13 protein-coding genes are annotated in these 12,919 nt (G+C 67.7%); 6 read left to right on the top strand and 7 right to left on the bottom strand.

What is annotated here, in order from left to right; all coding sequences use genetic code 11:
• Positions 1 to 214: 214 nt before the first annotated feature.
• Entirely contained in the window at positions 215 to 472 is a 258-nt protein-coding gene (locus HMPREF3227_RS09050) for a hypothetical protein (protein WP_066492178.1), read from the bottom strand.
• 39 nt (positions 473 to 511) lie between these two features.
• Here HMPREF3227_RS09050 and HMPREF3227_RS09045 point away from each other — a divergent pair, with 39 nt between their 5' ends.
• Complete coding sequence (locus tag HMPREF3227_RS09045) at positions 512 to 2,917, top strand: ATP-binding cassette domain-containing protein (RefSeq protein ID WP_231725134.1); 2,406 nt, start codon at positions 512 to 514, stop codon at positions 2,915 to 2,917.
• Here HMPREF3227_RS09045 and HMPREF3227_RS09040 read toward each other — a convergent pair.
• Genes HMPREF3227_RS09040 through lspA form a run of 3 tightly spaced genes read right to left on the bottom strand, consistent with a single transcriptional unit; the run spans position 2,900 to position 4,858 of the window.
• Positions 2,900 to 3,463 (bottom strand): hypothetical protein, encoded by a 564-nt coding sequence (locus HMPREF3227_RS09040; protein WP_066512332.1) that lies wholly within the window; start codon positions 3,461 to 3,463, stop codon positions 2,900 to 2,902. The two genes, HMPREF3227_RS09045 and HMPREF3227_RS09040, sit on opposite strands and share 18 nt — an antisense overlap.
• Positions 3,460 to 4,383 (bottom strand): RluA family pseudouridine synthase, encoded by a 924-nt coding sequence (locus HMPREF3227_RS09035; protein WP_066492171.1) that lies wholly within the window; start codon positions 4,381 to 4,383, stop codon positions 3,460 to 3,462. The genes HMPREF3227_RS09040 and HMPREF3227_RS09035 overlap by 4 nt, the downstream gene beginning before the upstream one ends.
• Positions 4,367 to 4,858, bottom strand: a complete 492-nt coding sequence (gene lspA, locus HMPREF3227_RS09030; RefSeq protein WP_066512330.1) for a signal peptidase II — start codon at positions 4,856 to 4,858, stop codon at positions 4,367 to 4,369. The genes HMPREF3227_RS09035 and lspA overlap by 17 nt, the downstream gene beginning before the upstream one ends.
• Positions 4,859 to 4,899: 41 nt before the next feature.
• Between lspA and HMPREF3227_RS09025 the strand changes: the two genes are divergently transcribed.
• Positions 4,900 to 5,865 (top strand): hypothetical protein, encoded by a 966-nt coding sequence (locus HMPREF3227_RS09025; protein WP_066492164.1) that lies wholly within the window; start codon positions 4,900 to 4,902, stop codon positions 5,863 to 5,865.
• Positions 5,866 to 6,073: 208 nt separating this feature from the next.
• On the opposite strand, the gene HMPREF3227_RS09020 is transcribed toward HMPREF3227_RS09025, so the two are convergent.
• Entirely contained in the window at positions 6,074 to 6,763 is a 690-nt protein-coding gene (locus tag HMPREF3227_RS09020) for a WKL family lipoprotein (protein ID WP_066492156.1), read from the bottom strand.
• A gap of 139 nt (positions 6,764 to 6,902) precedes the next feature.
• Between HMPREF3227_RS09020 and HMPREF3227_RS09015 the strand changes: the two genes are divergently transcribed.
• Positions 6,903 to 7,784 (top strand): asparaginase, encoded by an 882-nt coding sequence (locus HMPREF3227_RS09015; protein WP_066492146.1) that lies wholly within the window; start codon positions 6,903 to 6,905, stop codon positions 7,782 to 7,784.
• On the opposite strand, the gene HMPREF3227_RS09010 is transcribed toward HMPREF3227_RS09015, so the two are convergent.
• The gene (locus HMPREF3227_RS09010; protein ID WP_066492143.1) at positions 7,781 to 9,187 is read right to left on the bottom strand and encodes a DNA polymerase IV; all 1,407 of its coding nucleotides are present in this window, start codon (positions 9,185 to 9,187) and stop codon (positions 7,781 to 7,783) included. The two genes, HMPREF3227_RS09015 and HMPREF3227_RS09010, sit on opposite strands and share 4 nt — an antisense overlap.
• Positions 9,188 to 9,238: 51 nt before the next feature.
• On the bottom strand, positions 9,239 to 10,048 hold the full coding sequence (locus tag HMPREF3227_RS09005) for an EamA family transporter (RefSeq protein WP_066492199.1): 810 nt from the start codon (positions 10,046 to 10,048) through the stop codon (positions 9,239 to 9,241).
• A 159-nt stretch (positions 10,049 to 10,207) separates the two neighbouring features.
• Between HMPREF3227_RS09005 and HMPREF3227_RS09000 the strand changes: the two genes are divergently transcribed.
• The 3 genes from HMPREF3227_RS09000 to HMPREF3227_RS08990 all read left to right on the top strand — a co-directional run bounded on the left by HMPREF3227_RS09000 (position 10,208) and on the right by HMPREF3227_RS08990 (position 12,777).
• Entirely contained in the window at positions 10,208 to 10,846 is a 639-nt protein-coding gene (locus tag HMPREF3227_RS09000; RefSeq protein ID WP_230384053.1) for a GntR family transcriptional regulator, read from the top strand.
• The gene (locus tag HMPREF3227_RS08995) at positions 10,843 to 12,156 is read left to right on the top strand and encodes an MFS transporter (RefSeq protein ID WP_066492139.1); all 1,314 of its coding nucleotides are present in this window, start codon (positions 10,843 to 10,845) and stop codon (positions 12,154 to 12,156) included. The genes HMPREF3227_RS09000 and HMPREF3227_RS08995 overlap by 4 nt, the downstream gene beginning before the upstream one ends.
• A 147-nt stretch (positions 12,157 to 12,303) precedes the next feature.
• Positions 12,304 to 12,777, top strand: a complete 474-nt coding sequence (locus HMPREF3227_RS08990) for a hypothetical protein (RefSeq protein ID WP_066492135.1) — start codon at positions 12,304 to 12,306, stop codon at positions 12,775 to 12,777.
• The last annotated feature ends 142 nt before the right edge of the window (positions 12,778 to 12,919 follow it).

The following is a 12,919-nucleotide window of genomic DNA, read 5'->3' as shown; positions in this document are numbered from 1 at the left end:
ATCACATCGTAGCCGTCAACAAAGGCGGGCTCTCAGTCCTCGATAATTTGATGCCACTGTGCAGGTACCACAACGGAAAGAAGGCCGACGGCGATAGCTACTGGAAAGACGACCAAGGCCGCATCTGGTTCCAGCCAGCCTACGGCGACCCCGTCCTCTGTTAGGACACACCCCCGAAGCACCCGCCCCACCCCGGCGGGCACTTCGGCATGCCCTAACGCCGCCGCGCCTCTTTGGCCCGGCGGCGCGCCTCCTTTTCTTCCGCGGCGTCGAGCGCCCAGCCCGGCATGACTATCAGGAGACCAGAACCGGCAAGCGCGACCACGGCCCCCATCACGCGGTCGAGGGCCTCGCCGCCGAAGGCGAGAAGGCCGAGCCCCAGCACGAGCGCCGCCACGGCGCAGAGGAACCCAAACTTGTAGTTCGGCATCCACGCGCCGAACCCTCGCACGTTCGAAAGCCAGTTGTCCATAGCGCCCCAGCCTATCGCACCCCGCGTACCCTGGACGCCATGGAATTCACGACAGACACCGGCATGATCCGCGTTCGCGACGCCCACCTGCACAACCTCCGCAACGTCGACGTCGACCTCCCACGCGGCCAACTCGTCGCGGTCACAGGTGTCTCGGGCTCGGGCAAGTCGTCTCTGGCCTTCGGCACCATCCACGGCGAGGGCCAGCGCCGCTATTTTGAGTCCGTGGCGCCGTTCGCCCGCCGGCTCATCTCCTCGGCGGTCGACCCGCAGGTCGGCGGCATCGAGGGGCTCCCGCCCACGGTCGCCCTCCAGCAGTCCACCTCGGGCGGCGGCGCGCGCTCCACCGTGGGCACGGTCTCCGCGATGTCGAACACCATCCGCCTGCTTTACTCGCGCGTAGGCGACAACCCGGAGGGCCTCTACTCAGACTCCTTCTCCCCCAACACACCTGAAGGCATGTGTCCGGACTGCCAAGGCACCGGCATTCAGCACGTGCCCACAGAAGAATCCATGGTCCCGGACCCGACACTGTCCATCAACGAGGGCGCCATCAAGGCGTGGCCGCAAGCCTGGGCAGGGAAGAACTTCCACGACATTCTGGAGGAACTCGGCTACGACCTCGACTCCCCCTGGCAGGACCTGTCGCAGAAGGACCGCGACTGGATCCTCTTTACCGAGGAGCGCCCCGTCGTCACCGTCCATCCACACCGCGGCGCCGACCAAATTCAGCGCAACTACGAGGGCACATGGCGCTCCGTCGCGAGCTACCTCACCAAGACCTTCCACGAGACACAGTCGGACACGCTACGCGACCGCACCCTGCGCTTCATGGAGTCCCACACCTGCCCCACTTGCGGCGGCCGCCGCCTCAACCCCAAGGCCCTCAAGGTCACGTATGCGGGACTGCGCATCGACGAGCTCGGCGCGCTTCCCCTCGCCGACGTACTCACCCTGCTCCAGGCGCAGCCGCACGACAACACGGCCGCCGAGCTGCTGCTCAAACAGGCCATCCCCGCGCTCGAGTCCGCGGTCGAGCTGGGGCTTGGCCACTTAAGTCTCGATCGTCCCTCGGCGACGCTCTCGCCCGGCGAGCTCCAGCGCCTGCGCCTAGCCGCCCAGCTGCGCTCCGGGCTCTTCGGCGTCGCCTATGTCCTCGACGAGCCTTCGGCCGGTCTCCACCCCGAGGAGCGCACCGCCGTCATGGATATCTGCCGCCGCTTCCTCGCCGCCGGCAACTCCGTCCTCCTCGTCGAGCACGACATGGACTTGGTCGCGCAGGCCGATTGGCTCGTCGACGTCGGCCCGCTCGCAGGCGAGGCCGGCGGCGAGATCCTCTACTCCGGCCCCATCGACGCCTATGCTGCCGAGACCCCCACCTCCCACGCCTTGCACTCCCGCCAGCTCCAGCTCAACGCCGCGCCCCGCGACGCTCACGGCGAGCTCTCCCTCCACGGCGTCAACTGCCGCAGCATCAAGGAACTTGACGTTGACTTTGGACTCGGCCAGTTCACCGCCGTTGCCGGTGTGTCGGGCTCGGGCAAGTCGACGCTCATCTCCACCGTGCTCGCCGGTCTCCTGCGCAGCACCGCCACCGCCGTGAGCGATAACGAGGAGGAAACCGGCTGGTCGGTCCGCGCACACGAGGGCCTCGACCAGGTCTCGCGCGTGGTGCAGATTACCCAGAAGCCCATCGGCCGCACGCCGCGCTCCACGCTGGCCACGTACACCGGGCTTTTCGATGCCGTCCGCAAGCTCTTCGCCGCCACCCCCGCCGCCAAGGAGAAGAAGTGGACCGTCTCCCGCTTTTCCTACAACGTCAAGCAGGGCCAATGCCCCACGTGCGGCGGCGCAGGCCAGATCGAGGTCGAGCTCGCGTTCCTGCCGGGCTCGTACTCAACGTGCCCCGACTGCCACAGCGCCCGCTATAACCCGGAAACCCTCGAGATAACCTGGAACGGCTACACCATCGCCGACGTCCTCGCGCTCACCGTCGACGACGCCGCCGCGGTCTTCGCCGAGGAACCGCCCATCGCCCGCGCACTCGCCACCCTCCAGTCCGTCGGCCTCGGCTACCTGCGCCTCGGCCAGGGCGCCCCGGAGCTCTCCGGCGGCGAGGCCCAGCGCATCAAGCTCGCCACCGAGCTCCAGCGCTCCCGCAACTCCCGTCGCGGCCACACTGTCTACATCCTGGACGAGCCCACCACGGGCCTCCACCCCGCCGATATCGCGTTGCTCAACGCGGAGCTCCACAAGCTCGCCGATGCCGGCCAGACCGTCCTCGTCGTCGAGCACAACCTCTCCGTCATCGCTTCGGCCGACCGCGTCCTCGAGATGGGGCCCGGCGCAGGTGCCGACGGCGGCCGGATTATCGCCGACGCCACGCCCGCCGAGCTCGCCCGCCGCGACACCCCCACGGGGCGCGCCTTAGCCAGCCGAGCCTAACGGGCGGATGCCGAAGCTGCCCCAGGCGGCATCGGCAGGCGCGGCATCGACGACCACGACCTCGTCGCGAGCAGCGAGGCTGCGCAGCACATCCCCGTCTGCGTAAACGACCACCGCAGAGATAGTCCGCGGGTTCTTCAGCTCCCCGATGCCCGCGATCGCGGTATCGATGCGCCCAAACTCGAGCTCAAAGACATCCGCGCGCGTCACCCCCGCGACGGGCTCCGCGAGCGGCACCGGGCTTGCCGCGCCGACGATCATGGCGCTCACGCGCGGGACGTCCGCCAGCGCGTCGGAGGCTTGCTGCGCGGTGAGCGGCGCGGTAAAGGACACGAGCGCGTAGCGATCCTCGTCCACGTCAGCGAGCGAGTCCGCGACCCGCGCGATATACGCCTCGCGGGACTCCTCGACGTCGGGCCCCAGCTGGTCGCCCTGCACCGGCACCTCGCCGTGGGAGCCGAACACGCCGAAGCCCAGGACGACGAGCAGCGCCGCGACCGCCCCTGCGGCGACGCGGCGACGCCGATAGACGAGGGCCTGGTTCATCCGCGCAGTACCTCAAGCGCGTGCTCGAGGTCCGCCGGGTAGGGCGCCTCCACCTCGAAGTACTTGCCTGTGCCCGGGTGCGTGAAGCCGAGCTTGACCGCGTGCAACCACTGGCGGTTAAGGCCCACCCGCTTGGCGAGGTTCGGGTCGCAGCCGTACATCGGGTCGCCCACGCACGGGTGCCCCGTGGCGGACATGTGGACGCGAATCTGGTGCGTGCGGCCGGTCTCCAGGTGCACCTCGAGCAGGCTCGCCTCGCGGAAGGCTTCGAGCAGCTTGTAGTGAGTCACCGCGTTCTTGCCGCCGTCGACGACCGCGAATTTCCATCCCGAGGACGGATGGCGGCCAATCGGCGCGTCAATCGTGCCCTCAATCGGGTCCGGCAGGCCCTGCACCACGGCGTGGTACGTCTTCTTCACGGTACGTTCCTTAAACGCCTGTTTGAGCTGCGAATACGCCCGCATGCTTGCCGCGACAACCATGACGCCCGAGGTGCCCACATCGAGGCGGTGCACGATGCCCTTGCGCTCCGCCGGTCCGCCGTCCGAAAGCGTGTAGCCGGCCGCGCGGAGCCCGCCGATGACCGTCGGGCCCTCCCAGCCCAGCGTCGGGTGCGCCGCGACGCCCACGGGCTTGTGAACGCAGATGACGTCGTCATCCGCGTAGAGGACGTCCATGCCCTCCACGAGCTCCTCCTTCGGCACGAGCGGCTCCTCCGGCGCGGGCATGACCACGTCGATCCACCCGCCGGCGGTGAGGCGCTCAGACTTGCCCACCGCGACGCCGTCGATCTCCACGTCGCCGGCGTCGCAGGCCTTGGCGGCCTTGGCGCGGGAGACACCCAACAACTTGGCGAGGGCGGCATCGGCACGCATGCCCTCCAGCCCCTCGGGCACGGGCAGCCTACGAGACTCGCGCATTCCGACCCTCCAACAGCAAGAAGATGATGAACACGACGACGCCGCACGTGATCGACGCGTCCGCAATGTTGAAGACTGCGAAGTTGCCCACCGAGATGAAGTCCACCACGTGGCCGAACCAAAACCCCGGCTCACGCACGAGGCGGTCGACGAGGTTGCCCAGCGCGCCGCCGGCGATCATCGCCAGACCCACGGCCTGTCCACGGTCGGTAATCCGCGGCGCGGCAATCGCCACGCCCACCACGAACGCGAGCTGGATGGTCGTAAACAACCAGGTCGAGCCGGCTCCGCCCATAGAGAACGCCGCGCCTGGGTTAAAAAGCAGATAGAAACGGAACCAGTCACCGAGGACGGGCAGGGGCTCGCCCTCGGTGAGGATGGACAGCATGAGCTGCTTGACGGCTTGGTCGACGACAGCGACGCCCACGATGATCGCCGCCATCATCCCCACGTATCTCTTCGCTTTCTCACTCACCCGGTCTATTGTAGGGTCCCCCGTCCTGTAATTTGGAATGGGTGAAACGTGTTGCAGTTTTATCAGTTCTCCTCACCGGCGCCCTCGCGGGCTGTAATTACGAAGCCCCCGGCCCCGCGGTCGAACAGGCCGTCGGCTCCGATGTCGACGCCCCACGCGTGACCGTCAAGGACGCCGGCACCGGCGATAAGCGCGTCCTCGCCTACGCAGACATCGGCAAAGAGCAGGCCGTCACCGTCGACGTCACCTCTGGGTTCGCCCAGGACGTCGTCAAAGCTGACCGCGCAGCGGACTTCGAGACCTCCAGCCTCGACGAGAAGACCACCACTCTCCCGCTGAAAGGCTCCGTCGAGGAAGCCTCCGAGGCCACCGACGGCCAAGCCGAAGCCTCCCGCAACGTCTTCTTCACCGTCGGCGTACCGGAGTACTCCGGCAACGTGCGCATCGACTCGGCTGAGGGCTTCCAATTCGGCTGGCGCGCCGTCGACTCCGGCCAGATGTCCTCGCTGCGCCTCGCTGCGCCCCAGGAGGGCACGGACGAGGCCCGCGCACTCGCGGAGACCGCCATTTCCACGCTCGTCTCGCTGCCTGTCGTCTTCCCCGACGAAGAAATCGGCGCCGGCGCGACGTGGACCGTCGAGTCCCGCGTCGCTGGCGGCTCGCCCCTGCTCCAGACCGTCACCTACACCGTCGACGCGCTCACGGACACCGGCGCGCAGCTTTCCGTCGACGTCGACCAACGCCCGAGCCTCGGCGCCCTGTCGCTCGACGCCGCCACTCAGCCTTCCGATGCCCCCTCCACCGCTTCTGCCGGCACTCTCGACGTCCGATCCTCCGACTCGCAGGCCTCCGGCAAGCTCACCGTCGATTTGTCGCAGCCGCTGCCCGTGGCCGGCGACGTCGACGTGATGACCCGCGTCGTCTACGGCCAGGACGGCGGCGAACAGCCCGCCGTCGTCCAGACCACAAAGACCGGCCTCAAATTCTCGCCCAACGCCGCAGACTAACGCTCCTGTTCTTCTCGGCGCCATCGCGTCCGATGCCCTCGGCGCCTGGGACTTCCGCGCGCGACCTGCCGAGTTCACAGTGCCGGTACTCACGCTCGCAGGCAGCGATGACCAGGTCACTCCCCAGCGACGATGCGCGCTCGGCGAGGCCACCGGCGCTCAAACGACGAAACGCCCCGCGCAACAGCGGGGCGTTTGTCTTGAGGTGTTACTCAGCGGCCGGGGCGTCGACCGGAGCTTCCTCGGCTGGGGCGTCGCCAGCCGGAGCCTCGGCGGCGGGGGCTGCGGGGTCGGCAGCGGGGGCATCGGCAGCCTCGCCGGCGCCGGCACCGGAAACGGCCGGGTCACCGGCGGTATCGGCAGCGGTGGCGCCGGTCTGGGCGTTACACATCGCCGGAACCTGCTCCGGGGCGACGGTGCTGGTAATCAGGGTGCACGTCCAGGACTGGGAGAGCTTCCACACGCCGTCCTCGTAGACGAACTCGACCTGGTCCGCGGTCTGCGTGTTCGGGTTATCCGGGGTCGTGAACTCCACGGTGGTAAGCAGGCTGTCCGGGGTGTAGCCCGGCACGACCGGGTCGACGACGGTGAACGTCGCGCCGGACTCGGCCTTGGACGCGGCCATCGTGTCGAAGAGCTCCGGCGCGGACTCGCCGCCCTGGACGGTCTGAGTCTTCTCCTCGAGCGGAACGTTGGGATCCGTGGCCTTAGCGAGGATCGCGTTGAGGTCAGCCGCGGTGGGCAGCTCAGCCGGGGCGGTCGCAGTATCCGAAGCAGCAGCCGAGGACGCGGCCGAAGTCTCGGCCGTGTCGCTGGAGTTCTCATCGGACGAGCAGGCCGCCAGGGTCGTGGCGGCGGACAGTGCCAGCGCGGCGGCGGCCAGCTTGGTGTACTTCACGATTTCTCCTTGGATCTCTATGGCAATAACGCCCAAGCCTACCTGCGCGCTGCGCCGCGCCTGGCATACGACCCGGCTGCGTGCCCGGATTCACAGGTTTCCAGCACGGGGCGTTACGGCTCGTCTAAGCTGTGGGGCTATGACAACTGTGCTCATCTCCACCGGCGGAACCATCGCCTGCACCACCGACGCCTCGGGCGCGCTTGTGCCCACGAAAACCGCCGCGGACCTGGCGGCTTTGCTTGACGAGCCCGTGCGTGCCGTCGACTACATCCAACTCGATTCCTCCGCCGTGACGCTCGCGGACCTGGACGGGCTCATCGCCATGATCATGGAGACGGCCGCGGACCCGACCGTGGAGCGCATCATCGTCACGCATGGCACAGACTCGCTCGAGGACACCGCCATGGCGCTCTCCCTCTTCTATGACAGCCTTACCCCCGTCGTGCTCACCGGTGCGCAGCGGCCTTTCGATGCCGCCGAGCCCGACGGCCCCCGCAACCTCAACGACGCACTGCATGCGGAGGGCTCCGGTGTACTCATCCAATTCGGAGGAATGACCACCCCGGCATGGGGCGCGCGCAAGGAGCACACGCAGTCCCTGCGGGCGTTCGGCGCGGCGGAGGCCGACTTCCCCTCCGTCCTCCCGCTGCCCCGCCACCCGCTCGCAGACCAGAAGGTCACAGTGCTCGCCGCCTATCCCGGCGCGCCGGGCGAGCTTGTCGATGCCGCCGTGGCCGCCGGCTACCGCGGCCTCGTGGTCGAGGGCATGGGCTCCGGCAATGTGAGCCCGGGCATGGGCGCGGCGCTTGCCCGTGCCCTCTCCGCCGGCGTCCAGGTCGTTCTCACCACCCGCGTGCCTCACGGCCCGGTGTCGCTCATCTACGGCGGCGAGGGCGGCGGCGCGACGCTCGCGGCGAAGGGCGCGGTGGGCTCGGGCATCCTTCACGCGGGCCAAGCGCGCATCGTGCTCGCTGCTGCGCTGGCGACGGGCACGGACGTGCGCGAGCTTTTCGGCTAAGACTCGCGAGCGGGGGCATCGGCGAGCTCGTCGTCGGCGGCGAGCCAGTCAGCCCAGTCGAGGCTGTCCAGCGGATCGCCGGGATGCAGCGCCGGGTCGTTGACGGCGAAGGAACGAGTCTTGCCGGGGCCCGTGGCACGGGTTTCGAAGCGCACACTCACCACGCCGTGGCCGGTGCCTTGGACCCAGCCGTGGCCGTACTCGTCGTGCACGATATCCTGCGTCGCCACCCACGTGTCCTCGGGGACGTCTTCGGTGACGACCTCGACGCGCTCGGGCACGCGGCCGTCCGAGACGCCGGGCTCGTAGTCCGTGTCGTCGCGCGTCACCGCGAGCCGGTCGAGTTCCGGGAAGAGCACGTCCTGGCGGGCTTCCTCAAGCCCCGAGTAACTCACGCCCACAAGGCGAATGGGGCCCAGCTCGTCCGGGTAGCGCGCAACGCGGAATGCGGTGGCCTTGAGCGTGTCCAGATCGTCCGTTGCGTACGAAAGCGTGGCAGAGCGGGATTCGATGTGGAAGTCAGCCATGCGCAATTTAAGCGTCACGGTGCGGGCGCCGCGGCCGTCCTTGAGGAGGCGACGGTGGGCGCCCTCGGCGGCGCGGACGATGGCGGCATCGACAGTCTCTTTAGTGAGGAGGTCTTTGGGATACGTGTGCTCCGTGGATATCTGCTTGGAGATGGCGCGCGGGGCGACGACGCGGTTATCGATGCCCTGCGCCATGAGCCACAACGAGCGCCCCACCGTCGAGCCGATAGAGATGTCGACCTCCTTCTCCGACATCGCCGCTAGGTCGCCGATGGTCACGATGCCGATCGCGTTGAGCTTCGCGCCCGTCACTGGGCCGATGCCCCAGAGCTTCGTCACGGGCAGCGGGTGGAGCATGTCCAGCTGGCGCTCGACCGGAATGATGTACACGCCGTCGGGTTTGGCCTCGCCAGAGCCGATTTTCGCGAACTGCTTGCCAGAACCTGCGCCGATGGACGCGGGCAGGCCCGTCTCTTCCCGAATCGTGCGGCGCAGGTCCTCGCACCACTCGCGGACCTCCTCGGGCGTCGCGCCCACGAGCTCGGGCGGCTCGAGGAAGGCCTCGTCGATGGAGAGCTGCTCAAAGACCTCGACGCGGCGGGCGACGGACTGAAAGACGCGGCGCGAGGCCGCCGAATACACCGGAAAGCGCGGGCGCACGACCACGCCGCGCAGCCCCACGAGCTGCTGCGCGCGGTACATAGGCATGGCGGAATGCGCGCCGAACTCGCGAGCTTCATAGGACGCGCCCGCCACGACGCCGCGGCCCGACAGCCCGCCCACGAGGACGGGCCGGCCGCGCAGGGTAGGCCGGGTCAACTGCTCACACGACGCGAAGAACGCGTCCATGTCGATGTGTAGGACCCAGCGCTGCATGCAGCTCAGTCTATCGTGGGAGTTCATCCGAGCCGAACAGAAGGGCGAACGCTATGAGCGTCGCAACGTCACCGCCGCAACAACAAGCCCGATGCCCGCGATCTCCGGCAGCGTGAGCCACTGCCGCAGCGCCACTGCGCCCACCACGGCGGCCACGAGCGGCAGAATGGCCTGGAGCAGCGCGAAGTACGCCGAGCCCGCCATGCGGAGCACCACTTGGTCGAGCGAATACGGAATGGCTGCCGAGAGCAGGCCGAGCGCCAGCGCCAACCCGACCACGGCCCCGCCGCCCAGCGACAAGGATGAGGGCCACAAGACTGCCACGAGCGGCACCCCTGCGAGCCCGGCCCAGCAGAACCCGACGGCCATGGTGGTGCGAGTGCCGCGGCCATCGGCAGCAGCGGCGGCAACGCGGGAGCCGGCGAGGATATAGAGCGCCCAGAGCGCGCCCGCCGCAAGCGCCCAGAGCAGGCCCGCGCCGGCCGTCGTCCACGTCGCGCCGGAAATGATGAGCACTCCGGCCACCGCGAGGCCCAACGCCAGCCAATCGCGGCAATTCCGCGAGCCCCACGCGGCCACGGCGACGGGACCGAGGAACTCGATGGCCACCGCCGTGCCTAGCGGAACGGAGTGGATGGCCTGGTAGAAGACCATGTTCATTCCCATCGTCACCACGCCATAGACCGCGGCATGGAAGCCGGGCCACCCCAGGAAGTCGCGCACGCGCGGGCGCGCGAGTACCGCCAAAATAAACCCGGCCGCAGCAATGCGAAACCACGCGACGACGACGGGCGGGAACTGCGCAAAGAGCCCCACCGCGACGGCCGCGCCCGCATACAGCGACAGCCCGGAGACGACCATGACACCCGGCGCGCGCCAGCGGCTCACGGGAATGGATGCTGCCACGGTCACTCCTTTCCTGCTTGTGTCTCGTACATCATGGCACACTGAATTGCATCTATCGCTCACTCAGTGGGGTGTCTACTTGCAATGGATGCAACATGGATACAAGATGTATCCATGACCAGTTCACCACCCGCTGCCGAGCGCGCCTATGAGTTTGTAAAGAACCGCATCATCAGCGGCGACTACACCCAGAACACGCTGCTTTCCGAGGGCGATGTCGCCGCCGCCATCGGGCTGTCGCGCACCCCCGTGCGCGAGGCGTTCCTGCGCTTGGAGGTCGAGGGCTTCCTGCAGCTCTACCCCAAGCGTGGCGCGCTGGTCGTACCCATCCATCCGGACGATATCCGGGAAGTCTTCGATGCCCGCGAGCTCATCGACGCCCATTGCGCGGAGCATATCTGCCAGCTTGCCGATGCCGCCCGCGCGGCGTTGGGCGAGCAACTCACCGCCGTCATCGCGGAGCAAACCGCCGCGCTTGACCGCGGCGATCTGCGCGACTACACGCGTCTCGATGCCGTCTTCCACCAAACCATCATGGACCACGGCGGAAACTCCATCCTGGCGCAGCTCGGCCACAGCCTACGCGAGCGCCAGCAGCGCTTCACGGCGGCGGCGATTGGCCGCAACGTCGAGACGGCACGTTCCTTCGTCGAGGGCCACCAGCGGCTCACCGCCGCGTTGGTCGCCGGAGACCTTCCCACCTATCGCACCGAAATACACGCTCATCTGTCGAATTCGAGGAACCAATTATGAGCACACCCGTGTCAACCACGTCCGAAGTGGAGTCAGAACCATTTTCTCAGGCCTCGGCGCCTGCCGCCGAGGCCCCCTCTCCTCTACATTTTGGCCCCCATGCATGGTGGCCCGTTGCCGGCTCCATGGTCGCTGTGGCCTGGGGCGGCAACGAGTTCACCCCGTTGCTCGTCATGTACCGCGAGACCTCTCACTTCTCGCAGGTCACCGTCAACGGCCTGCTGGGCGCCTACGTGTTGGGCATTATCCCGGCGCTGCTCATCGGTGGCCCGCTGTCCGACCTCATCGGCCGCCGCCCCATGTTGCTGCCGGCCGCTCCCCTGTCACTCCTGGGTTCCTTCCTGCTGTCCATTGGCCCGCACGAACCGCTCATCATCGCCGCCGGGCGCATCCTCTGCGGCATGGCGCTGGGCCTGGTCATGGCCGTCGGCTCGACGTGGGTGACCGAACTTATCCAGCGCGCGGGCGGCGACCCGTCCGCCGGCGCCCGCAAGGCGTCGCTCTGCTTGACCGCTGGCTTCCTCGTGGGCGCGGGCCTGGCCTCCGTTCTCGCGCAGTGGGGCCCGTGGCCCACGCACACTGCCTACGTCCTCCACATCGCGCTCACACTCGTCACCGCCATCTGGCTTACCAAGACTCCGGAGACGCGCTGCCCGCGCCACGGCGACGTAAAGACCACCATCCTCGATCTCACCGTGCGCGAGATGCTCGACATGCTGCGCATCCCGTCCGCCGCGCACCGCCGGTTCCTGCGCGTCGTCGTCCCCGTCGCCCCGTGGGTCTTCGGCTGTGCCGGCGCCGCCTACGCACTGCTGCCCCAGCTGCTGTCCAAGTCCGCCGGCGAGGCGCCCATCGCCTTCTCAGGCCTGATGACCGTCATCACCCTGGGCTGCGGCGTCGCGGTCCAGATGCTGGGCAAGCTCATCGACACGCACAAGTCTGCACGTGCCTCCGCCATCGCCATGGCTGTTATCGCCGTCGGCGCCATCCTCGGTGCCTACGCCGCGCACACGCTCTCGCTGCCCGCCGGCATCGCCGCCGCCGCGACGATGGGCGCCGGCTACGGCCTAGCCCTCGTCGCAGGCCTCTCCGAGGTCCAGCGCATCGCCGGCGACACCGAGCTCGCAGGGCTTACCGCCGTGTACTACTCCGTGAGCTACCTCGGCTTCTTCATCCCTATGCTGTTTAGCGCCCTGGCGCCGTACCTTGGTTTCACCACGCTGTTCATCGTCGGTTCGGTCCTCGCCATCGCGTGCTTCGTCAATGTGCTCTTCGCCTGGCGTGCGCACCTGCCGGGTACCCGCCGCTAGTCCAGCTCGCCGCTCCCTCCCCAGCGTTCACCGCGCTGGGGATTTCCTTTTCCTGCAGCTAAGGGAATTTTCATATGAATTGGAGTCGGACACTATAAATATCTCCGATGTGAGATGAAAGGGATTCCACCAACGTTGGGAGATTCAATGGCCATCCTCATCATGCCCAACCTTCAACTCGGTTCCGAGCACTCCCTTGGCCTTGCCTGGGAGCTCTCGGCATTCGAGTTCGGCGTGTCCGAAGGAGCCACCAGCGTCATCTTCACCGGCCCCCTCCTCGCTGGCGGCGCGCCCACGGACGAAGCCGACGTCGTTCTCAAGCCCGCACTCGCCCGCTTCGATGACTGCCTCCTTGTCGCCAAAGGCGACCTCGGTTGCAAAGCCCCCCGCCTCGTGGCGGGCTTTTCTGTCCAGCTTTGGGTTTATGGCGCCTTGACTCCTCATTGGGGTGGTGAAGCACCACAAAACCAAAGCTGGCATGGGTCGGTCCGGCTTAGCTTTGGGTTTATGGCGTTTGGGGCCGTGGTGGCGATGCCGAGGTGCTATAAAACCAAAGCTAGGGCTCTTGACCGGTGGCTGGGTTTGAGTTTTTATCGTTTCGGGCGGCCGCGGAGGGGCTGAAATGATAAAACCCAAAGCTGGCGAGCGGCGGGGTGATTAGTACAGAGCGGGGCGGATAGCCGCCCACGCGGGAGCGAGCTGGCCCGAGAACATGGACCAGCCATGGAGGCCACGGTCGAGATAGTTCGTGGTGTGCTCGATG

It is taken from the genome of Corynebacterium sp. CMW7794 (assembly GCF_001563605.1).
Taxonomy (GTDB): Bacteria; Actinomycetota; Actinomycetes; order Mycobacteriales; family Mycobacteriaceae; genus Corynebacterium; species Corynebacterium phoceense.
Note: the sequence above shows the minus strand (reverse complement) of the source record. Positions and strands in the feature narration are given on the sequence as shown.

Bases quoted from the DNA above. Each gene is read 5' to 3' on its own strand.
- HMPREF3227_RS09050 (WP_066492178.1), bottom strand. From the start codon at position 472: ATGGACAACTGGCTTTCGAACGTGCGAGGGTTCGGCGCGTGGATGCCG.
- HMPREF3227_RS09045 (WP_231725134.1), top strand. From the start codon at position 512: ATGGAATTCACGACAGACACCGGCATGATCCGCGTTCGCGACGCCCAC.
- HMPREF3227_RS09040 (WP_066512332.1), bottom strand. From the start codon at position 3,463: ATGAACCAGGCCCTCGTCTATCGGCGTCGCCGCGTCGCCGCAGGGGCG.
- HMPREF3227_RS09035 (WP_066492171.1), bottom strand. From the start codon at position 4,383: ATGCGCGAGTCTCGTAGGCTGCCCGTGCCCGAGGGGCTGGAGGGCATG.
- HMPREF3227_RS09015 (WP_066492146.1), top strand. From the start codon at position 6,903: ATGACAACTGTGCTCATCTCCACCGGCGGAACCATCGCCTGCACCACC.
- HMPREF3227_RS09010 (WP_066492143.1), bottom strand. From the start codon at position 9,187: ATGCAGCGCTGGGTCCTACACATCGACATGGACGCGTTCTTCGCGTCG.
- HMPREF3227_RS09005 (WP_066492199.1), bottom strand. From the start codon at position 10,048: ATGGTCGTCTCCGGGCTGTCGCTGTATGCGGGCGCGGCCGTCGCGGTG.
- HMPREF3227_RS09000 (WP_230384053.1), top strand. From the start codon at position 10,208: ATGACCAGTTCACCACCCGCTGCCGAGCGCGCCTATGAGTTTGTAAAG.
- HMPREF3227_RS08995 (WP_066492139.1), top strand. From the start codon at position 10,843: ATGAGCACACCCGTGTCAACCACGTCCGAAGTGGAGTCAGAACCATTT.
- HMPREF3227_RS08990 (WP_066492135.1), top strand. From the start codon at position 12,304: ATGGCCATCCTCATCATGCCCAACCTTCAACTCGGTTCCGAGCACTCC.